The 21,164-nt window shown below is 33.6% G+C and carries 20 protein-coding genes; 9 read left to right on the forward strand and 11 right to left on the reverse strand.

Translation table 11 applies throughout. From position 1 onward, the window contains the following. The first annotated feature begins 61 nt into the window (after nt 1-61). The gene (locus tag CBR30_04770) at nt 62-3,133 is read left to right on the forward strand and encodes a protease (GenBank protein ID PMQ01721.1); all 3,072 of its coding nucleotides are present in this window, start codon (nt 62-64) and stop codon (nt 3,131-3,133) included. Between the two features lie 60 nt (nt 3,134-3,193). Then, nucleotides 3,194-4,048, forward strand: coding sequence for a hypothetical protein (locus tag CBR30_04775; protein PMQ01722.1), 855 nt, complete (start codon nt 3,194-3,196; stop codon nt 4,046-4,048). A gap of 29 nt (nt 4,049-4,077) precedes the next feature. Here CBR30_04775 and CBR30_04780 read toward each other — a convergent pair whose 3' ends face one another. Continuing rightward, a complete protein-coding gene (locus CBR30_04780; GenBank protein PMQ01723.1) occupies nt 4,078-4,836 on the reverse strand; it encodes a lysophospholipase in 759 nt (252 codons plus the stop codon). 125 nt (nt 4,837-4,961) lie between these two features. On the opposite strand from CBR30_04780, the gene fba reads away from it, so the two are divergent. Both fba and CBR30_04790 read left to right on the forward strand, forming a co-directional pair. Beyond that, a complete protein-coding gene (gene fba / locus CBR30_04785) occupies nt 4,962-5,906 on the forward strand; it encodes a fructose-1,6-bisphosphate aldolase, class II (GenBank protein ID PMQ01724.1) in 945 nt (314 codons plus the stop codon). Nucleotides 5,907-6,132: 226 nt separating this feature from the next. Next, a complete protein-coding gene (locus tag CBR30_04790; protein ID PMQ01725.1) occupies nt 6,133-6,969 on the forward strand; it encodes a hypothetical protein in 837 nt (278 codons plus the stop codon). Here CBR30_04790 and CBR30_04795 read toward each other — a convergent pair. Genes CBR30_04795 through CBR30_04810 form a run of 4 tightly spaced genes read right to left on the reverse strand, consistent with a single transcriptional unit; the run spans nt 6,966 to nt 10,805 of the window. Then, nucleotides 6,966-7,550, reverse strand: coding sequence for a cob(I)alamin adenolsyltransferase (locus tag CBR30_04795; protein ID PMQ01726.1), 585 nt, complete (start codon nt 7,548-7,550; stop codon nt 6,966-6,968). The two genes, CBR30_04790 and CBR30_04795, sit on opposite strands and share 4 nt — an antisense overlap. A gap of 11 nt (nt 7,551-7,561) precedes the next feature. Further along, nucleotides 7,562-9,136 (reverse strand): phosphoglycerate dehydrogenase, encoded by a 1,575-nt coding sequence (locus CBR30_04800; protein PMQ01727.1) that lies wholly within the window; start codon nt 9,134-9,136, stop codon nt 7,562-7,564. 10 nt (nt 9,137-9,146) lie between these two features. Continuing rightward, entirely contained in the window at nt 9,147-10,292 is a 1,146-nt protein-coding gene (locus CBR30_04805; protein PMQ01728.1) for an aminotransferase, read from the reverse strand. A 6-nt stretch (nt 10,293-10,298) separates the two neighbouring features. Further along, nucleotides 10,299-10,805 (reverse strand): gamma carbonic anhydrase family protein, encoded by a 507-nt coding sequence (locus CBR30_04810; GenBank protein ID PMQ01729.1) that lies wholly within the window; start codon nt 10,803-10,805, stop codon nt 10,299-10,301. A gap of 163 nt (nt 10,806-10,968) precedes the next feature. On the opposite strand from CBR30_04810, the gene CBR30_04815 reads away from it, so the two are divergent. Further along, the gene (locus CBR30_04815; GenBank protein ID PMQ01730.1) at nt 10,969-11,733 is read left to right on the forward strand and encodes an enoyl-ACP reductase; all 765 of its coding nucleotides are present in this window, start codon (nt 10,969-10,971) and stop codon (nt 11,731-11,733) included. On the opposite strand, the gene CBR30_04820 is transcribed toward CBR30_04815, so the two are convergent. Beyond that, a complete protein-coding gene (locus CBR30_04820) occupies nt 11,730-13,742 on the reverse strand; it encodes a hypothetical protein (GenBank protein PMQ01731.1) in 2,013 nt (670 codons plus the stop codon). The genes CBR30_04815 and CBR30_04820 overlap by 4 nt on opposite strands. A gap of 96 nt (nt 13,743-13,838) precedes the next feature. Between CBR30_04820 and CBR30_04825 the strand changes: the two genes are divergently transcribed. Both CBR30_04825 and sfsA read left to right on the forward strand, forming a co-directional pair. Beyond that, nucleotides 13,839-14,816, forward strand: a complete 978-nt coding sequence (locus CBR30_04825) for a GTP-binding protein (GenBank protein PMQ01754.1) — start codon at nt 13,839-13,841, stop codon at nt 14,814-14,816. Further along, a complete protein-coding gene (sfsA, locus tag CBR30_04830) occupies nt 14,817-15,473 on the forward strand; it encodes a DNA/RNA nuclease SfsA (GenBank protein ID PMQ01732.1) in 657 nt (218 codons plus the stop codon). A 1-nt stretch (nt 15,474) separates the two neighbouring features. On the opposite strand, the gene CBR30_04835 is transcribed toward sfsA, so the two are convergent. The 3 genes from CBR30_04835 to CBR30_04845 all read right to left on the reverse strand — a co-directional run bounded on the left by CBR30_04835 (nt 15,475) and on the right by CBR30_04845 (nt 18,861). Further along, nucleotides 15,475-16,506: an acetylxylan esterase gene (locus CBR30_04835; GenBank protein ID PMQ01733.1), complete on the reverse strand. Its 1,032-nt coding sequence runs from the start codon at nt 16,504-16,506 to the stop codon at nt 15,475-15,477. A 111-nt stretch (nt 16,507-16,617) separates the two neighbouring features. After that, nucleotides 16,618-17,598, reverse strand: a complete 981-nt coding sequence (locus CBR30_04840) for a kinase (protein ID PMQ01734.1) — start codon at nt 17,596-17,598, stop codon at nt 16,618-16,620. Nucleotides 17,599-17,610: 12 nt separating this feature from the next. Beyond that, nucleotides 17,611-18,861, reverse strand: a complete 1,251-nt coding sequence (locus CBR30_04845) for a 6-phospho-beta-glucosidase (protein ID PMQ01735.1) — start codon at nt 18,859-18,861, stop codon at nt 17,611-17,613. Between the two features lie 138 nt (nt 18,862-18,999). Between CBR30_04845 and CBR30_04850 the strand changes: the two genes are divergently transcribed. Both CBR30_04850 and CBR30_04855 read left to right on the forward strand, forming a co-directional pair. After that, nucleotides 19,000-19,398, forward strand: a complete 399-nt coding sequence (locus CBR30_04850; protein PMQ01736.1) for a hypothetical protein — start codon at nt 19,000-19,002, stop codon at nt 19,396-19,398. Between the two features lie 12 nt (nt 19,399-19,410). Further along, nucleotides 19,411-20,253: a hypothetical protein gene (locus CBR30_04855; GenBank protein PMQ01737.1), complete on the forward strand. Its 843-nt coding sequence runs from the start codon at nt 19,411-19,413 to the stop codon at nt 20,251-20,253. Here CBR30_04855 and CBR30_04860 read toward each other — a convergent pair. Beyond that, complete coding sequence (locus tag CBR30_04860) at nt 20,250-20,672, reverse strand: hypothetical protein (protein ID PMQ01738.1); 423 nt, start codon at nt 20,670-20,672, stop codon at nt 20,250-20,252. The genes CBR30_04855 and CBR30_04860 overlap by 4 nt on opposite strands. Before the next feature lie 2 nt (nt 20,673-20,674). Continuing rightward, complete coding sequence (locus tag CBR30_04865) at nt 20,675-21,121, reverse strand: RNA polymerase (GenBank protein PMQ01739.1); 447 nt, start codon at nt 21,119-21,121, stop codon at nt 20,675-20,677. Between the last annotated feature and the right edge of the window lie 43 nt (nt 21,122-21,164).

A 21,164-nucleotide genomic window follows, 5' to 3' on the forward strand; every position in this document is an offset into this window, starting at 1 on the left:
GAGTCCCCCCTTTTTATGTTATAATTTTAAAATATAAAAATACAAGAAGGAGGTTTAGTGTATGCGAAGGTTTTTGGGACTCCTGATATTCTTAGTATTCTTAATCTCCTTTACTTTTGCAGAATCAATTCCCCTAACCAAAGTAAAAATCATGCCACCCCATGAAAAACTCATTGAAAAAAAGGTTAAGCTTCCTACCCTACCTGAAGTAACACCCGTGAGTATACCAAAGGGAACTAAAATTTATGGCGTAATTGAAAAAGCGGTAGCTATTGGAAAAGCCATTGTAATTCCCGTAGAGTTTACTGATAAACCAAGACAACCTGAAGATGTAATACCCTCAAACTACTTTGATATTCTTTTTAATAGTATCGGAGCAGATTGGAGCTCAATTAACCCTTATAATGTTGGAAGTGTTAAAGAATTCTACTTAGAAAACTCCTATAATCAATTCAATGTAACAGCAACAGTCCTTCCCTGGTATACTGCCCAAAATACCTACACTTACTATATAAACGATGGAAATTATGGATTTAATGGTGGAGTATTTGTTTTAGTAAAAGAGGTTCTTCAACACGCAGTAGATTCTGGATATGATTTAAGAAATTACGATGTAGTTTTTGTTATTCACTCAGGTCAAGGTGCAGAATGGACTGGAGATCCAAATGACATATGGTCCCATGCATCTACTGTCTATGTAAATATTAATGAACAAAAGGTCCCCATAAGATACTCTATTGAGCCCGAATATATGGAAGATTATGATGCCCAAGGAAATCCAGTAATTGTTCCTTCAACAGTGGGAGTATTTGTTCATGAAATGGGACACTCCTTTGGAGATCTTCCAGACCTTTATGATAGAGACTACTCCTCTTATGGTCTTGGAAGATGGAGCTTGATGGCAGGAGGATCTTGGAATGGTCCAGCAGGACCTGGTGGATATGCAATAGGTGGAGGACCTTCTCACTTCGATGCCTGGAGTAAGATTCAACTTGGATGGGTAACTCCCATTATACCCACAGATAATTTAACAAACGTTATAATTCCACCTGTAGAAACAAACCCAGTAGTTTATATGCTTTGGACTGATGGACAAATTGGAGATCAATATTTCCTACTCGAAAATAGGCAAAAAATTGGATTTGATACTTATCTAAGAGGAGAAGGGCTTCTCATTTACCATGTAGATGAGAAAATGCGAGGAACCCAAAATGATAATGAATGGTATCCAGGACTTGATCCCTCAAGGCATTATTTAGTAGCTTTAGAACAGGCAAATGGACTTTGGCAATTAGAAAAAAGACTAAGTTCTGGAAATGCAGGACATCCATATCCTGGCTCCACAAATAATACTACTTTTGATGAAAATAGCACTCCAAACAGCAAAGCTTATGGAGAAATTCCTACCACTGTTGCTGTAAGAAATATTGCTGTCTCTGGAGATGATATTACTTGTGATATTTATGTAAAATCTACTCAGGCACCTAATACTCCAAGTTTTGTAAGCCATATTGCATGGTCTGGAGATAATCCTCTTACAGTAAGACCTCTCTTTAAATGGGAAACTCCCTATGCTACAAATTACAAGCTTCAAGTTGCAACTGATCCAGATTTTACAGATTTAGTAATAGACATTAATACCCAAGATACAACATATAGACCTTCTCTTTCTGAAATGCTAAATCTTGGAACTACCTACTACGCAAGAATAAGAGCAGAAAATGCCAGTGGAACTTCAGATTGGTCTGTAAAATCCTTTACTACTCCAACAAACTTAGAAGCACTTCTTGTTGCTGATGATGGTGGAGAATTTGGAATTGCTCCTTATTTAGAGAATGCTCTTTCTGATGCAGGAGTAACATACAATATAATTGATGTGTTCAAGGATAGTGTAGTACCATCCGCACAATATATGGGCTCATATGATTGGGTAATGTGGGCAGGAGATTGGGGTGCAATATATGATCCTTCTGTGCAAAGTGAAATTATGACTTACCTTGATAATGGTGGGAAACTCTTTATTACAAGCCAAGACTTAGGTTGGGCATCTTCCGCAGGATATGTAAGCTCTACTTTCTACAACGGCTATCTAAAAGCACAGTTTGTACAAGATAGTACGGATATTTATTCCATAAAAGGAGTTAATGGAACAACCTTTGAAGGATTAGTCTTTAATTTAAATACTTTAAACTCTGCACAAAACCAAGCATATCCTGATGAGATTGATCCACTTTCTGGAGCTCAAGCCCTATTAGTATATAATCCAGAAGGGGTTTCTCCAATTGCTCCTGAAATTAAACTTCCAGAAAAAATTAAAGAGCAAAAAGCTCCTTTAATAGTAAATAAAGCTATAGCATCCTCTGGAACTGCTGGGCTAATATATGTAGATCCAAATAAACATTACAGAGTCGTATATTTTGCCTTTGGACTTGAAGGAGTAGACACTTCAGTTAACGAGGTAATATTAAGAAAGGTAAGAGAACTATTTCTTGATACACAGAATCCTAACCTAACATTCACAGTAACTTCATCCTTTAATCCTAATAATAATGAGACATGCAATATCAATGGTACTGTTTCTGATGATTTAGGATATGCTTACCTCACTATTCAAGTTTATGATACTGTAAACGGAGTAAAGAATAATCTTGTTAAAACAATCACTAATAATGTAAAAGTCAATAACGGAAGCTTCACCTATACTTGGGATGGTAAGGATGAAAGCGGAAAGGTACTTCCCAATGGAAAATATATAATTGAAGCAACTGCAAAGGATGAATTATATAACACGATAATAAAGACTGCATCTACCACTATATCTTCTAATCTACCTCTATCCTTTGCAAATGTTACTAAGTTTACAAAATCCTTCAATCCAAAAGAAGGTCCAGCGGAGATATACTTCAATATCACTCAAGATGCAAAAGTAAAGTTTGTAGTATACAACCTTGCTGGAGAAAAAGTATATGAACAAGATTTAGGAGATCTTTCTGCTGGAAATTACAAGGTAGTATGGGAAGGAATAAACTGGAAAGGAATAACCTTACCAAATGGTCTCTATCTATTCCAGCTTGTAGCAAAATCCTCTCAAGGCGAAGTAAGAATAAATAGGTTTATTGGAATATTGAAATAAAATTAGGGGAGGAAAAATCCTCCCCTTTCATAAATCTATTAAGAAGGAGGATTGGAGTTAATGAGGAAAGTTATCTTACTGAGTTTTATAATTGTGATTCTTCTAATATCTCAAAGTTTTGCAAGTTTTCCTCCTATGCTTCTAAATGCAAGGGCAGTAGGATTAGGCGAAGCATACTCCGCTCTTTCCGATGATTGGGGAGCTTTAGTATACAATCCTGCAGGCTTAACCTATGTAGATAAAATTAATGTTGGTTTTACCCACTTAGAAATGCCAGAATCTTGGACAAGGGTTGAATTTTTAGGAGGAGTATTACCTCTAAACAAAATTTCCTTGGGATTTGGTGCATCTCTTAAAAGTATTGCAAACTCTGAAGAACTTTTATTTCCTTTCTCTGAAAACGCCTTCCAAGTCAGCGTAGCAAGTAAAGTTATGCCAAACTTAAGTTTAGGCGCTACTTTATATCTCTATCTAACCACATTAGATACAGGTTCTGCTCAAGGTTTTGGTGTAGACTTAGGAGCAATATACGAATTAAATCCTAATATAAATCTTTCATTAGCTCTATATAATCCTGTTAGCTATTTAAAATGGTCCACAGGTACAGTAGAAAATGTAGAAAGAAAAGATGTAGTTTTAGGAGGAATGTTTAAATTAAATTTAGGAAATATTCCTCTTAAATTTTTAGCGGATGTTTCTCTTCTTGAAAAGATAAACTTTTTAAATAGAGTTCATGTTGGAACAGAGGTAAATTTCCTTCCATTCTTAACTCTAAGAACAGGATATGATGGGGCAAAAGAAGGTGTAACTTTTGGTTTAGGCGTAAACTTTTCAAATTTGAATTTTGACTATGCCTTTTTATATACTCAGGCACTAACACCTCAACATGTAATCAGCTTATCTGGAAAATTTTAAGAGATTGGGGGCAAATTTGCCCCCAATCCTTAATGTCTTTTTAGCCATTCATAAATAGTATTATAAAATCTTTCAGAATGTTCCTCATCCTCAAATAATTCGTGGTATCCTCCTTCAAATTTTACTAATGCTTTATCCTGAGAGGTTAGCTTTTCAAAAAATTCTATACTTCCTTTAGGTGGTGTAATTTTGTCTGCAGTTCCTATTAATATTAAAACAGGAACTTTTATCTCTTTTGCCTTCTGATGAGCAATCTCTATATTTTTAGCCATTGAATTTCCAAGCCTAAAAGAGATCTTATCATGAACAAGAGGATCCTTTATATATTTTTCTACTGCATTCCTATTTCTTGATAATTGACTTGTGTCTAATCCATTACTTATAGTTCTATGAGGGGTAAGCTTGCTAAAAATCTCCACAAATTTTCTCAAAAAAGGAGATACTTCCACATATAATGCAGGAGAAGAAACAACTAAAGATTTTATTTTACCTCCTCTCTCCTCAACATATCTTACTGCTATCAATCCACCAAGGCTATGTCCAAATATGTGAAATTCTCCTAAATCTTTTGTTAAATCATCAATGATACTAATTACCTCTTCAATATCTGTATCTCCCCTTATTCCATCACTTCTTCCATGACCTGGCAAATCAAAGCCTATAACACCAAAACCTAAATCCTCCAAATCTTTTATCATCTTTTCATATCTTCCTATATGTTCTCCTAATCCATGCACTATCAACACCCATCCATTCTCAGGTTTTCCTCTTCTAAAAGAGTAAATCATAAAAACCCTCCTCAAATCATGTTTTTAATATATTATAAATCAAGATTAAAAAATTTTTAAAAATATTTTTCTTATATTATGCTATACTTACTCTGAGAAATAAAATTTTAGGGAGGTTTAAAAAGATGCCATTAGTAAGTACAAAGGAAATGTTCAAAAAATGTTATGGTAAATATGCGATAGGTGCTTTTAATGTAAATAATATGGAGATATTACAAGGAGTAATAGAAGCAGCAAAAGAAGAAAAAGCCCCATTAATTCTACAGATCTCAAAAGGAGCAAGGAACTATGCAAAACTTGTTTACCTAATGAAACTTGTAGAAGCAGCTATGGAGGATGCGCCAGATATACCTATTTGTGTCCACTTAGATCATGGAGACTCCTTTGAGCTTTGTAAAGAGGTTATTGATGCTGGATTTACATCTGTTATGATCGATGGATCTCATTTACCTTTTGAGGAAAACGTAGCATTAACAAAGAAAGTTGTAGAATATGCCCATCCAAGAGGAGTTGTTGTGGAAGGAGAGCTTGGAAAACTCAAGGGAATTGAAGAGCATGTAGTTTCTGCTGAGGACGTTTTCACAGATCCTGATGAGGCAGTAAAATTTGTAGAACTTACAGGAGTAGACTCCCTAGCTATTTCAATTGGTACAAGCCATGGAGCTTATAAGTTTAAGGGAGAACCAAAACTTGATTTTGACAGATTACAAGAGATTGCTAAGAGACTTCCAGGATTTCCATTAGTTTTACATGGTGCCTCTTCTGTTCCTCAGGATTTGGTAGAAAAAGCCAATAAATATGGTGCAAAAATTGGAGGAGCAAGGGGAGTTCCTGAAGAGATGATAAGAAAGGCAACAACCATGGGAATTTGCAAGGTTAACATCGATACTGATTTAAGACTTGCCTTAACAGCTACTTTAAGAGAGCAATTTTACCTTCATCCAGAAGAATTTGATCCAAGAAAATATTTAGGACCAGCCCGTGAAGCCATTAAAGAGGTGGTAAAGCACAAATTAAGAGATGTCCTTGGGTGTAGTGGGAAGGCGGAAGAGATTTTACAATCTAAATAAAATAAAGGAGGGGATTAATCCCCTCCTTTTAAACTCTTAAACCAATCTAAACCTTTCCCCATCAATACACCAAATCCCATTTTATCCCGTATGTTCAATGCTATATTGGAAATTGAATAATCTATGTGATTAAAATCACAAAAATTCTGTGACAAATCTCACTGATCTTCCTTTACAAGCATTCTATAAAATAATAGAATAATATTGTTAAAAGAGGTGAAAAGGAATGAAAAGATTATTTCTTACATTGATTTTTATTGCATTTTTAATATCCATTACCTTTGCTCAAGGGAGCGATGAGTATGAAGCAAAATCCCTTGGTATGGGAGAGGTTTTTGTTACCTTAGATGGGAATGGTGAGACTTACTTCTTTAATCCTGCTACTTTAGTCCTCAAAAAATATCCACAACTTTCTCTATCCTTTGATTATCCATACAAAGATAACCTAAATCTAAAACTAAACTACTTCTATCCTTCTACTTCCTTTTTTGCCATCTCTGTTAATTTAATCTATGATATAGAAAATAATTCTTATAACTTTGAAAACTGGAAAGGAGGAATAGCTTTTCCTCTAACCCCAAATCTATCTTTTGGCACAAGTTTCCAATTTTTAAAAGAGGAAAATTCCCTAAAAGGAAATTTAGGATTAATGATAAATTTATGGGGAACAATAAGAGCAGGTCTCGTAGGTTATGGATATACTGTTAAAAAGGTTTCTGACAAAGAGTATCTTTTGACATTGCCTGAGGGCTATGCTATAGGTCTAAGCCTTAAGCCTTTTAGTAGTACAAGTTTATATGTAGATTTAGTAGACGTGGTGAATTATAATAAAGAAAATAGCTGGGAATATCTAAGATTTGGATTAGAACAATGGATAGGTAACTTTTTAGCCCTCAGATGGGGCTCTATTGGTGATATAACCAATCCATTGAATTATACTTTGGGAGTCGGATTAAGACTAAATATATTACAGATTGACTTTGCTACTCTTTTAGGACCAATTATAAATCAACAGGAATCTAATAACCAAAAGTATAAGATAACAGGAAGTATAAGATTTTAGTAATCAATGCCCCATCTTGCAGGTATGCCCTTTTGATATGGGTGTTTTATTTCTCTCATTTCTGTAACAAGGTCTGCCAATTCTAAGACTTCTTTTGGCATTCCCCTGCCTGTTAGTATTATCTCTACATGTTCTGGCTTATTCTTTAAAACGCTTAATAAATCCTCCAATGGTATTAATTTTAAATTTAATGCCCAACTTATTTCATCTAATATTACTATATCAAAACTTCCATTTATTATTTCTTTTTTTACTCTTTCCCATCCCTTAGTGACAATCTCTTTATCTAATTCTGTAGGTCCTTCTTTTCCAATAAAACATTCTCCGCAACCAATACAAGAAATAATATTATCCCTTATCGCAGATGAAAACTTACAATCTCTACCAAATTGCCAATAGGTAAAATTTGGTAAGTATTTTGATGAAAATAACTCTCCAGTAAAACTATTTCCCTTTACAAACTGTGCAAAGAGAATTGATAAACCATGACCTATACTTCTCAAAGCCTGTCCTAAGGCAGAAGTAGTTTTACCCTTTCCATCTCCCAAATATACCTGGATAAGCCCTTTTTCTATTCTCAATTTATCTAAACCTACGCCAACTTTACATAGTAAACCTTATTTATATTCTCAATAGATTTTAACTCACTAATTACCTCTTGGGATACCTCATTATCAATGATTAAAACCATTACAGCTTCTCTTCCAATCTCCTTCCTTCCCACCTGCATAGCAGCAATATTAATATCATTCTTTCCTAAAATAGTACCAACTTTTCCTATTATTCCTGGTTTATCAACATGAAATACAATAAGAAGATAAGGAGCTAAATTAAGATCAATATAATAATCTTGTATTTTTACAATCCTTTCCTGTCCCCTACTCAAAGTTCCAGAAAGTTCTATTATTCCCTTTTCAGTCTTCAAGGATAATTTTAACATACTTCTATAAATTTCAGTTTCTTGGGTTCTAACCTCTTTAATTTTTAATCTTCTTTCCTTTGCTAAAGCAAGAGCATTTATTAGATTTACAGAATCCATTAATATTGGTTCTAAAAATCCCTTGACAACTGCAGACGCCAAAGAGGTCTCCAATTTCTGGGAAAGCTCTCCACATATTTGAATTTCCAACTCTTCAGGATAAAAATCCGTAATTTGAGCTAAAAATCTTCCCAACTTTTCCCCTAACTTTATATAGGGCATAATCTCTTCGCTAATAACAATAGGTAAGTTCACTGCATTCATAACAGGTTCCCCTTTAAAATATTTTATTATCTCCTCTGCTACAATCACTGCAACTTTTTCTTGAGCCTCTTGGGTCGATGCTCCTAAATGAGGAGTTAATACTACATTATCTAAGGTAAGAAGAGGATTATCTGGATTTAAAGGTTCTTGTCTGAAAACGTCAAGGGCTGCTCCTGCAATTCTTTTTTCTTTTAATGCATTATATAGTGCTCCTTCATCTACCAATTTGCCTCGAGCACAATTAATTAAATAGGAAGATGGCTTCATTAATGAAAGCTCTCTTTCTCCAATAAGGTTTTCTGTTTCAGGAGTTAAAGGCAAATGTAAGGAGACATAATCTGCCACTTTAAGTAGTTCATCTAAAGAGGATAAAAGCTCTACTTCTAACTCCTTCGCCTTTTCAGGAGATATATAGGGATCATAGGCGACTATTCTCATTTTAAAGGCTTTAGCTCTTTTTGCAACTTCCGAGCCAATCCTTCCAAGTCCTACAAGCCCAAGGGTTTTGCCATAAAGCTCATGACCAACAAAACTTTTCCTATCCCACTTACCCTCTCTTAAAGAAAAATAGGCATGAGGGATCCTCCTGCTAAGACTTAATATAAGAGCCATGGTATGTTCCGCTGCTGCAATAGTATTTCCTTCTGGAGCATTAATAACAAGTATTCCCTTCTTAGTGGCATACTCTACATCAATATTATCAACTCCGACCCCAGCTCTTCCAATTACTTTCAATTTTCTCCCTGCGGAGATCACTTCTTGGGTAACCTTTGTTTCTGACCTTACTACAAGTCCAGAATATTCAGGTATAATCTTTATTAATTCATCTTTTGATATTCCAGGCTTAAAATCTACTTCAAAATATTCCTGGAGCTTTTTAATTCCTTGTTCTGCAATGGGATCAGAGATCAATATTTTTTCCATAATTCCCCTCCTAACTATTGAGAAATACTTTCTCTGCAGATTCAACAGCCTTACCCCTTAATCCATCATATCCCATTTTCTCCAAAACTATCTCTAAGGAAGAAAGAGTAACAAGCACATCCGTAGGTTCTACATATCCTACATGACCTATCCTAAATATTTTCCCTTTTAACTCACCCTGCCCTCCTGCCAAAACTACTCCAAATTCCTGTCTTAGTTTTTTTCTTAGCTCATCAGGATTTACATTTGATGGCGGTACAACCGCTGTTACCGTGTCAGAAGCAAATTTTTCATCAGCAAGTAGGTTTAAAACACCAAGAGCCTTTACACCTGCCCTTACAGCACTACCTAAAATCTTATGCCTCTTAAAATTATTTTCCAAACCACGAGATAGAATATTTTCTAAGGCTTTTCTAAGCGCAAATACCTGAGATACTGCAGGAGTAAAAGGAGTTGCCCCTTCTTCTAAAAATTTCTTTGCCATTTTTATATCCCAATAAAATCTTGGTAATTTTGCCCTCTCGTAATACTCCCATGCAAGAGGACTTACGCTCATCATACTAAGACCTGGAGGTGTTTCTAAGGCTTTTTGAGAAGCTGTGACAACTACATCAATATTTAATGCATCTGTAGGAAGATCTATTGCTCCAAGAGAGCTAATCGCATCAACTATAAGAAGAATATCTTTTTCTTTGACAATCGGAGCTAATTCCCTAAGATTTAAAGTAACTCCGGTGGAGGTCTCATTATGAGTTAAGAAAACACCCTTTACATCAGGATTCTCTTTTATAACTTTTTCCAATTCTTCTGGTTCTATGCCTTTCCCTGCAGGAGTTTTAATACTAACAACATTAAGTCCAAAAGCATTGCAAATCTTTGCATATCTTTCTCCAAAAACGCCACATACACCAACTATTACTTTGTCCCCTGGAGAGAAAAAGTTAACAATAGATGCTTCCATGGCTCCTGTTCCAGAGGATGTAAAGATAAAAACATCATTATTTGTTTGAAAAACTTTTTTTAAAAGTTCTGTAGATTCCAACAAAGCTTTGGAAAATTCCTGCCCTCTATGATTTACCATTTCTCTTGCCATTTCCCTTAAAACATCATTGGGAACAGGTGTAGGACCAGGTATCATTAAATACATCTTGGGCATATTTATTTACCTCCCTCTATACATTTTGCTTAACTCATAATATAAACTTACATTTCTCTTTATATCTTCAAGCTCTTCTTCTCTAACTTGACGCACTACAGCCCCAGGAACCCCTAAAACTAAAGAATTCTTAGGAATTTTTTTGCCTTGTGGAACCAATGCTCCTGCTCCAATAATGCATCCATCCTCGATCTCTGCACCATCTAAAATAACTGCCCTCATTCCAATCAAACAATTATTACCAATCTTACACCCATGGAGAACTGCTGAGTGTCCTACAACAACACCTTCTCCCACTTCCACTGGATAACCCTTATCTACATGGATAATGACTCCCTCTTGAATGTTTGTAAAGGCACGAATATGGATTTTATCTAAATCTCCTCTCAAAACTGCAAAAGACCAAACACTTACCCCCTTTTCTAAGATAACCTCACCTATAATAACGGATTCCTCTGAAATATACGTGTCTTCAGAGATTATAGGTTTTTTACCATTAAATTCCTTTATCACTAAATTTCCGCTCCTTCCCTAAAAAAATAAAGGGGACTACACCTTATATAAGGCTAATCCCTTTTCTCCATTGAAAAATTCCTCTTAAGACTATATTCTATATAAATAATAGATAGCTTGCAATATTTTAATAAAAATTTAACATCTAAGAAGGAGGTTTAATATGTTAGAGAATAAGAAAATAGCTATTTTTAACGTGGCAAACAAAAAAAGTATAGCTTGGGCTATTGCTCAATCTGTTTTAAATTTTGGTGGAGAAGTCATCATTGGCTATCAAAATGAAAGATTCAAGGAAAATGTTGAAGAATTAATAAAAGATCTTCCTAAAAAGCCTTTCATTGTAGAATGTGATGTATCCGATGATAAAAATATAGAAAAAACTGTAGAGGAAATTGAAAAAAATGTTGGAAACATTGATGGTTTAGTACATTCAATTGCTTTTGCTCCCACAGAGGCTCTTAGATCACCTTTTATTGAGACATCAAGAGAAGCTTTTAAAGTAGCCATGGAAATCAGTGTTTATTCTTTTATCGCCATGTGCAGAGCCTTTAAAAGAATTATGAACCCATCCAGCAGTATAATCACATTAACCTATTATGGTGCTGAAAAGGTTATACCTAATTATAATATTATGGGTGTTGCAAAATCCGCCTTAGAATCCTCAGTAAGATATTTAGCCTATGAACTTGGAGAAAGTAATATAAGAGTAAATGCCATTTCAGCTGGTCCATTAAATACATTGGCCGCAAGAGGAATCTCAAGATTTACAGATATATTAGAGTATTATAAAGAAAGAGCGCCTTTAAAAAGAAATATAGAACATATTGAAGTTGGAAACACAGCAAGTTTTCTCTTAAGTGATCTTTCTTCAGGTATTACTGGAGAAATCATATATGTAGATGCAGGTTACAATATTATGGGCGTTTAGATTTTCTTTGTTTTCTTTTCTTTGTACATTCTTTTATCTGCAATATTAAGCAGTTCATCTAAAGATATTGGTTTTTCGGGATTATAGAGTGAAAAACCAATACTGAAAGAGATTTGATAGGGCTTTTTACTTTCAGTATTGTATTTACTTATATTTTCATATAAGCGGGTAATAATTTTCTCGTATGCTCCTGGATTTATATCAAAACATAGGACTACAAATTCATCGCCTCCAATTCTACCAATAATATCACTTTCCCTAAAGGTCTTCTTTAAAATATTAGCAAAATCTATTATATACAAGTCTCCCTCTTTATGTCCAAAATTATCATTTATCCATTTCAAATTATCGATGTCTATATAGATAAGAAGAACTGTTCTATTTAGACGAGAGGCTAATTTAAGTTGCCTTTCTGCAAAAGAATAGAATCCTCTCCTATTGTATAGCCCTGTTAATTCATCTGTATAAATGAGATCCTTTAATCTTTCCTCATCCATCCTTAAAATCTTTGCCTTTTCATACTCTCTTAGTAGCTCTTCTATTTTCTTTGCAAAAATTGTATAAATTTTCTTTTCCTTCCTATTTATTGGGTATTTTTGTTCCACAAAAAATACACCTATATCTCCCTCTCCCAAAGCATATTTAAATTGAAAACTGTTTTCCTCTCTCATTCTTTCCAAGACTTCCTCCACCCTCCAAAATCCCCATGAAGAAGCAAGTTTAAAATTGTTCCCATTTCTCAAAAGTAAGGCAAAATATTTAATATCAAAAAATCTTGAAACCTTTTCGTTGATTTCCCAAAATAGGTCTTCTTCATTTTCTGGAAGATCAAAAGAAGAAATTTCATGAAGTATAGAAAGCTCTGCTAATACTGAATATTGTTTTTCCCCTTTTTCCTCCTTTTTTAAAATACCATCACAAAGCACAGTAAAGGTTTTATTGTGGAATATAGGAACCTTTTGGAAACCTAATATCTCTCCATAAGTTAATGCACCAATACTTGGAATCTCTGATATATACTCTTTAAAAGCCCTAATTTCCTTAGAAAAATCTTCATCTAAATAAAATTTTCTGGAAATACAATCAAAAATCATTGAAAAACTTACGTTTTCAATATTCTCCAAAACCTTAGCCCCAACATTTTTTGCTGAGTTTATAAGATCTTCTTTTGTTCCATGCATTATATATCCAACTGCATTTTTCGGAATTTTTGAAAAAAATATGATACTATCCTTTTTTCCTGTTCCTATAGGGTCTCTTATGAGATATGAACCAGAAACATTGGGAAAACCTAAAGGATTTTCAGTACTTACATTAGCAAAATCTTCATCTTTAAAATCTCCAATCCTTTCTTTATAAGTTATCCTTGCAGGCTTTCCATCAAGCTCTATTACTTCTTTATCTCTGCTTTTAGTTATAATTAAAGGGTCTCCTATAGGTTTCCAACCATGTTCTAAAAGTACATTAAACTCTTTATCTAAAACAGCTAAAAAAACGCCTCTTCTTGAAATACCTTTATCTGTAAATCCATCACACCCCTCCGCTATACCGCCTCCAACATACACAAAGTTAGGTCCTAAAACATTATACAAACCATTAAGAAGATATTGTGGCTCAATTTCTGTAGGATGTAGAAAGATAAAAATTGTTCCCCTCTTTATTCCTGTACTTTTAATTTTATTTCCTAAGTCTACCCCTAAAGAGAAGTCATCTAAATTCTTCTTTTCTCCCATAAAGGTTTCTACAAAAAGATCTTCGTATGAAAAATTAACTATTCCAATAGCTCTTTCATAAGATCTATCTTCTATAATTACTTCTTCACTACAAAAGCCAATAAATTTAGAATCAGGAGCATGATCCTTAATATTCTTTATGACCTCAAGTGTTGCATAATTTTTTGTTAAAAAAGCAATAATAAGCTTTGATGAAGAAAATGGTATAGATTTTCTTAAAGCTTCTTTACTGGCAGTTATAGCATCTTCTTGAAGAGAAAATCCTATATTAACCATCTTCTATATCACCCTTTTTTCTATGATATGATAAATAATTATAACCTTGAAAAAGAAAAATTAAAATATTATTATAAGAATCAGAGTATTGAAACTATGCCAGCTAATTTAACCCCTCAATATTTAGAAGCTGAAAAAAGATACAGAGAAGCTAAAACCCTGGAAGATAAGATCCAGGCACTAAAGGAGATGCTTGCCCTCCTACCAAAACACAAAGGAACAGATAAGATGAAGGCGGAATTAAGGAGAAAATTATCTGAACTTTTAGAGGAATACGAAAAACATCCCAAAAGAGGAGGAAAAGGCTATGACTACTATATTGAAAAAGAAGGGGCTGGGCAGGTTGTCCTTATAGGACCACCAAACTCTGGTAAATCAACATTATTTAAAAATCTAACAGGCGTACAAACATTAATTGCGGATTATCCATTTAGTACCATTAGTCCCACTGTTGGTATGTTACCTTACGAAAACATCAACATCCAGTTAGTAGACCTTCCGCCCCTATGGGAAAATTCTGAAAATTGGGTTTTTAATATTATAAAAAACGCAGATCTTTCACTGATAGTACTAAATATTGAAGAAGATATATTGGAAAGTTATGAGAGCTTGAAAAGATTGGTTGAAGGTAAGAAGATCAAACTTGTAAAAAAGGTTATAGACAAAGACCCTTATTCACCTATAAAAGAAGTCAAGGGAATTATCTTAATTAACAAGATTGACCTAATCTATCCTATGGAGCCAGAAGAAATAGAATTACTAAAGGAAGAGCTCAACTGTTATGTAGTTTCAGCCCAAAATGGTATAAACTTGGAAAATTTAAAGAAAATAATTTTTGAAGAATTAGAGATTGTAAGAGTCTATACAAAAAGGCCAGGATATCCGCCAAACTTAGATAAGCCCTTCATCTTACCTAAGGGAAGCACTGTATTAGATGTAGCGGAAATGATCCATAAAGATCTTGCCAAAAATTTAAGATATGCTCGCCTATTCACTAAGGATGGAAGTGTTAAAGGTATTTTTGTTGAGAAAAATTATCAAGTAAAAGATGAGGACATTTTGGAAATTCATTAAATGAGATTTGAGAAATTAGAAGAAGCTCAAATAATAAACAGAGAGAGAAGATTTAAACTATTCATACGTTATAAAAATGAAGATGTTCTTGCCTATCTTCCAAATCCAGGAAGGTTAGAAAATATTATTTTACCCGGAGCACCAGTCCTCATCAGAGAGTGCAATAATCATAAAAGAAAAACAAAATATGAAGCAGTTTTAGGCTTTGAAGACAGCAAATTAGTTTCCTTAAATGCATCCTTAGCCAACAAAATTTTTTTAGAAAATATCTACAGATTTCCTATAAAAGTGAAAGATCTTAAAAGAGAATTTAGATTTGGTAGGAGTAGATTTGACTTCTTAATAAATGAAAGAATATTAGTAGAAGTAAAGTCTGTAACTTTGGTAAAAAATGGCATAGGTCTGTTTCCTGATGCACCCACAGAAAGAGGAGCAAAACACATGCAAGAAATGCAAAACTGGACCTTTGAAAAATGGGTAGTCTTTGTTGTTCAAAGAAGTGATGCAAAATTAGTTAAGCCCAATAGAGAATTAGACTTAGACTTTTATAATGCCATTCGTGCTCTGAAGGAAAATGGAGGAGCCTTTTTTGCCTTTACTTGTAATGTTACCTATAGCGAAATAACTTTTAAAGAATTTATAAACGTAGAAGTATGAACTAAATACTGAATAGCTCCCTCTTCAAAAAATCAAAAGACTTTCTGCCACTAATCTCATGTCTTCCCTCAAATATATCTGTATCAAACTTTTCTTCCGCCTTTAAAAATTTATATACCTCTCTTACCTTCTCAATAGCATATATAGTTGAAGATATAGGGAAAATATCATCTTTTGTCCCATGCTCCACAAGAAAAGGTCTTGGAGCAATTAAAGAGGCAACATCATACATTTCTGCATATTTTAAAATATTTGGCACATAATTACACTCACAATGAGAAATTGATAAAATACTATCTTTAAAAGTATTTAAATATCCACTAATAACAACCGCCTTTATTCTATCATCCAATGCAGAAGAAAAAAGAGCTGTAGTTGCCCCACCAGAAATTCCCATAATGCCTATTGCATCTCTCCTAACCTCTTCTCTTGTTCCCAAATAATCAATACTTCTCATTACATCCCAAACCCTAAAACCAAGAAGAGTCTTACCAAGAAGTAATGCCCAAAAAGCTAATTTTCTACAAGAAGACTTGTGTTTTCCTATTTTGATAGCTTCTAACTCTCTTCTCTCTCCAAAGCCCAATTGTTCAATAGCAAAGGTTACAAAACCCTTTTTAACTAAAGAAATGCCAAAATCTTTTTGATAACCGTCTACCACATGTCTTTCTGTTCCATCCTCCCAAATTCCTACTATATCATCCTTTCCATAACCATGACCATGAAGAGCTATCACCGCAGGTAATGGCTTAGATATATTCTTAGGAATCAACAAATAACCTATTACACTCAAGTTTTTTGTACTATTAAATATTACCTTCTCTCTAATATAATCCTCAAATTCCTTTTTCTCTACAACTTCTCCCTCTAAGGGGACTTTTTCTAAAGGTAGTCCCAATAGTTCAAGTAATTTCTCCCTTAAATTCTTTCTCCAGTATTCCCAATCTTCAAAACTCTTTGCATTAAACTCATAAATTCTCTTTTGTTCATGGTACAAATTCTCAAAATAATACATAGGATCAAAGTTTCTCATAATAGCCTCCAAAATCAAAAGGTATTGTATTTATTTTAAAACCATGTTAAAATTTTTCCAGAAGCATGGGGTAAAAAAAGGAAAAAAACCCTGGGAGTAACATCCCAGGGCTCAAATATTTAAAGAGCTATTAAAATCGTAATCTTGTAATTTATTCCACTTTTCCCATGTAATAATTTTCCCATCCATTTCCCACGCTAAAATTCCAGCCCCCAAAACAGGAGGAGCCTTTAAAACAGATACAATAGACTTTGGTGAAAAAATGTGAACTTTAGCAGATATGTACTCTTTCAACCAATCTGCTCCTTTGAATAAACTACCCCCAAGAACTATAGGCGTCTCCTCCTTAAACAATTCCAGCTTACTCATTAAAGCATATATAGCTCTAACAGTCTCATCTACAATCTTTTCTCCAATCCCTATAGCAACTTTATCTCCATTCTCTATAGCCTTAAAGAGATATGGAGCAAACTCTAAGGCTTTTCTCCATTCTTCATGATGGTAGTAGAGTCTTTTAGCAAGCTCATCAAAATTCTTAGCACCAAAAAATTCTAAAGCCATATCTTCAAGGATAGTTTTATCTCCTCTTCCATCATATGATCTGAAAGCACAGTGTAACATCTCTTGAACAACACTGGATGCTCCTCCCCAATCCCCAAAAGCATAACCTTCCCCATAAAATCTAAAGCTTCTTCCATCCCTTCTTCTTCCATAACCGTTAGTACCAGAACCCATTATTATAATAATTCCCCAAAAGTCCTTACTTCCTGCTCTAAGAGCAATAGTTGCATCATTTTCTATACAGAATTCCTTAGCAATATTTAAAGATTTTATCTCTTTTTCAAGCATTTCAAAATCTTCAGGAAAATCCGCTCCTGCAAGTCCAAAACATGCCTTTTCAAAGCTTGTAATTCTTAAATCTCCTTTAGCACGTTCAATTGCTAAGAGCCAATTTTTCTTTGCCCCCTCCACACCAACAACCTCATAGTTTCCAGCTCCTGCCCTTCCAAGCCCAATAATATTTCCATCTTCATCTAAAATGATAGCATCAGTCTTGCTTCCACCCGCATCCACTCCCAGATAATACTTCATTTTTCCACCTCACTAAGATAACTTGGGAAAATAATCTTTATTTTCTTCTATCAATCTTTTTAAAACCTTCTCTGCTAAAGAAAGAGAGGAGATTAATGGATGTTGAGCAAGAGCCCATAACGCCTTTTTAAAAGAGCCTTCAACAGCGGATTCAATAGTTAATTCTTCGTAGGTTTTAACTGCTTGAATAATACCCCTTACTTCTTTAGGCAAATTACCTATAACATACCTTTGAATCCTTTCTCCTTCTATATAAACTGGAATTTCTACCACTACATTATGAGGAAGATCAAAAATTGCTCCCTCATTAACGATATTTACAATTTGAAAGCCCTTCCTAAGTCCAAGAAGATGAAAAATTAAGTTTACAGCAGATTTAGAGTATAAAGCTCCTCCTCTTTTTTCTAATTCCTTAGGCTTTTCATCTAAATTAGCATCTCTATAAAGCTTTAATAAATCTTCCTCAATTTTCATTACCTCTTCTGCCCTTTTAGGCTTACTCTTCATCTCCATAACCTTCTCTTCTCTAAAGTAGTAATATCTCAGATAATGATTGGGAAACATGTTTAAATAATCCAAAACTTTTCTTTCCTCTTCAAAAAGATTTTCTTTAATCTTCTTAAATGCCTCTTCTGTTCTATCTTTTCCTTTTACATAAATCCTTCTTACAAAAGTCAGATGATTAAGTCCAAAATAATCCATAAACACATCATCCATTGAAACTCCAAAAAGCCTTGCAAATTGATTTTGGAAGTTTATAGCAACATTACATAATCCTAAAACTTTAGCCTTTGTATATTTTGATATTGCTTCTGTAATTATACCTGAGGGATTAGCAAAATTTATTAACCAAGCGGATGGAGAAAGCTCTTCTATCTTTTTGGCAATATTTAGAGCTACAGGAATTGTTCTTAAAGCATTAGCAAAACCACCCACTCCTGTAGTTTCTTGCCCTAAGAGATTAAATTCCAATGGTATTGTTTCATCAAGTAATCTTGCTCTCTGTCCCCCAACCCTTATCTGGTTTATAACAAAGTCTGCATCTTCTATAGCCTGCTCTAAGTATGTAGTAGTTTTTATATTGATATTAGCTTTACTCTTTCTTGCCATTCTAACCAAAAAATTTGATACTACTTCTAATCTTTCCTCATTAATATCCATTAAATACAGATCAATAGGGTATATCTCAGAAGAAAGCTCTATAAAACCCTCCATTAATTCGGGAGTGTATGTGCTTCCTCCTCCTATTACTGAGATTTTCATAAAAATATCCTCCTTTTTTTAAATAATATAACACTTGTTAGACAAATTGTAAAGAAACCTAACAAAATATTTTTGCAACTTTTACCCATATAATTCCGTATTATATATGGAATAAAAAAGTAAAGGAGGACTGAAAGAATGCAAAAAAGATTATACAGAAGTAAAAAGGAAAAAATTTTTTTAGGGGTCTGTGGTGGAATTGCAGAATACTTTAACATTGATCCCTCTATTGTAAGACTTCTTTTTGTACTATTAGTCTTATTTACAGGTGGAACAATGCTTATTCTCTACTTCATTGCAGGTATTATTATACCAGAGGAACCATCAGATTTTTTTAATTCACCTGAAGAAGTGCAAAAAGAATCTAAAGACACATCTCATAAAGATAGGGGAGAAGAGTTTCTCGGTTGGCTTTTATTAATTATTGGAGCTCTTCTTTTAGGAAGAACCTTAGGATGGCTTATTCTTCCCTTTAGAGCTATTTTCTCCATAATACTTATCATTTTAGGAGTTCTCTTACTTTTAGCCAAAAAATAGGAGGGATTAGATATGAAAAGAATTTCTTTTTTAGCCATTTTTCTCATATTAGTAGGAATAATATTACTACTTTCAGAGTTAGGCTTAATTGAAATTACCTGGACAGATCTGCTAAAGTTTTGGCCCCTCATACTTGTCTTTTGGGGAATTGATATCTTGATAGGTGAAAGAAGGTTTTTTGTATGGATTGCCCTATTACTTCTAATACTTTTCTTGGCTCTGATCTTTTCTTTTCCCTACTATCATAGACCTGGAAGGATGTATAGAGATTGGAGATTTCCTTATGATACAAACATTAAAAGGTTAGAGCTTAATGTTAAGTGTGAGATGGGTAAAATCTTCTTAGCTATGAATAAAAACAAGGACTTAGTCTACATATCTTCAAAAGGAGATCTTAATATATCCGAAGATAAGAAAATAATAGGTGATACTTTAAATTTAGATTTAAAGATAAAGAAATCTTACTTTTTCCTAATAGAAGAGGACAGAAGTATTAATATATTTATATCACCGGATGTTAATTTAGATCTAACATTCCAAAATGGTGTAGGAAATTACAACCTGGATCTTAGGGGACTCAAATTAGAAAAACTAAGATTAGAAGGAGGAGTAGGAAACATATTGGCATATATACCTCAAACTACCGAATATATTGAAATAAAAGGAGGGATTGGTAATATTGATGTCTACATTCCAGAAGGCATACCTATAGACCTTAAAAGTAAGTCTGGACTTGGAAAAGTTGATATCGCAAGTAATATAAGTAAGTGGCAGGGAGAAGGGAAAGTAATCCATATAAGACTTGAGGCAGGCATAGGAAACATAAATATCAAAAGTTATAAAGATATCATCTAATTTTTTCTTTGAAATTTTATTTCTGTATAAAAAGCCACAAAAATAGTTAAGATTATGCTTATTAAAAAAAGCTGAAGATATAAATTCTGGATAATTAAAATAATACCGTAAAAGATTAGAGAGAGAGCAGGAATATTTATAATCAAATAAAGGAGTAAAAAAATCATTAAAAGATAAATAGAAGATAAAATAGCAATAATTAATCTTCTTTTATTCTGTTCTCTTCTTAATCTTTTTAAAACAATAGGAAATACTATTTCCCATTCATCGCCAAATTTATTCTCACTTATCTTATTTTCTATAGCTATCCAATCTCTCCAAAGCCTTTGGCAACGAGAACAACTTTCCAAATGTTTATAAAAGTCTGAAGAAACCTCTGGATATTTCAACATCTCTTCTTCAAAATCATAACAATCCATAATTATTTATCCTCCTCTTTAAAATAATTATATATCTTTTTTTTGCCTCTATAAATATGGCTTTTTACTGTATTAACTGGTATATTTAGCTTTTCACTAATCTCCTTATATGAATACCCCATTTTATAATAAAGAGTAAGGATGCTTCTTTCTATAGGGCTTAATATCCTCCAAATATCCTCATACTCCGCTAACTTTTCTGGGCTCTCATAAAAGCCATCATAATCAACATCTACAAAGCGGGAATTTTTCCTAAGATAATCCATAGCAAGACTATGGGCAATTCTATACAAATAAGTTTTTGCAGTTTCTTCTCTTAGGGAGTACCTCATTGCTTTAATAAAGGTTTCCTGAAGAAGATCCTTTGCTAATTCTTCTTCCCCCACAAGATTTCTTAAATAAATAAATATTTCTTTGCCATACTTGAGAAAATAATATGAAATATCCATGAAACTATTTTATCATGTATACTAATAAGAAAAAAAAGAGGTG

Origin of the sequence: Dictyoglomus sp. NZ13-RE01 (genome assembly GCA_002878375.1) — a bacterium.
Lineage (GTDB): Bacteria > Dictyoglomota > Dictyoglomia > Dictyoglomales > Dictyoglomaceae > NZ13-RE01.

Coding starts and splice junctions, on each gene's coding strand:
- CBR30_04775 (PMQ01722.1), top strand. CDS start 3,194: ATGAGGAAAGTTATCTTACTGAGTTTTATAATTGTGATTCTTCTAATA.
- CBR30_04805 (PMQ01728.1), bottom strand. CDS start 10,292: ATGCCCAAGATGTATTTAATGATACCTGGTCCTACACCTGTTCCCAAT.
- fba (PMQ01724.1), top strand. CDS start 4,962: ATGCCATTAGTAAGTACAAAGGAAATGTTCAAAAAATGTTATGGTAAA.
- CBR30_04800 (PMQ01727.1), bottom strand. CDS start 9,136: ATGGAAAAAATATTGATCTCTGATCCCATTGCAGAACAAGGAATTAAA.
- CBR30_04820 (PMQ01731.1), bottom strand. CDS start 13,742: ATGGTTAATATAGGATTTTCTCTTCAAGAAGATGCTATAACTGCCAGT.
- CBR30_04865 (PMQ01739.1), bottom strand. CDS start 21,121: ATGGATATTTCATATTATTTTCTCAAGTATGGCAAAGAAATATTTATT.
- CBR30_04835 (PMQ01733.1), bottom strand. CDS start 16,506: ATGAGAAACTTTGATCCTATGTATTATTTTGAGAATTTGTACCATGAA.
- CBR30_04770 (PMQ01721.1), top strand. CDS start 62: ATGCGAAGGTTTTTGGGACTCCTGATATTCTTAGTATTCTTAATCTCC.
- CBR30_04840 (PMQ01734.1), bottom strand. CDS start 17,598: ATGAAGTATTATCTGGGAGTGGATGCGGGTGGAAGCAAGACTGATGCT.
- CBR30_04855 (PMQ01737.1), top strand. CDS start 19,411: ATGAAAAGAATTTCTTTTTTAGCCATTTTTCTCATATTAGTAGGAATA.
- CBR30_04780 (PMQ01723.1), bottom strand. CDS start 4,836: ATGATTTACTCTTTTAGAAGAGGAAAACCTGAGAATGGATGGGTGTTG.
- CBR30_04850 (PMQ01736.1), top strand. CDS start 19,000: ATGCAAAAAAGATTATACAGAAGTAAAAAGGAAAAAATTTTTTTAGGG.
- CBR30_04845 (PMQ01735.1), bottom strand. CDS start 18,861: ATGAAAATCTCAGTAATAGGAGGAGGAAGCACATACACTCCCGAATTA.
- CBR30_04790 (PMQ01725.1), top strand. CDS start 6,133: ATGAAAAGATTATTTCTTACATTGATTTTTATTGCATTTTTAATATCC.
- sfsA (PMQ01732.1), top strand. CDS start 14,817: ATGAGATTTGAGAAATTAGAAGAAGCTCAAATAATAAACAGAGAGAGA.
- CBR30_04825 (PMQ01754.1), top strand. CDS start 13,839: ATGCCAGCTAATTTAACCCCTCAATATTTAGAAGCTGAAAAAAGATAC.
- CBR30_04815 (PMQ01730.1), top strand. CDS start 10,969: ATGTTAGAGAATAAGAAAATAGCTATTTTTAACGTGGCAAACAAAAAA.
- CBR30_04860 (PMQ01738.1), bottom strand. CDS start 20,672: ATGGATTGTTATGATTTTGAAGAAGAGATGTTGAAATATCCAGAGGTT.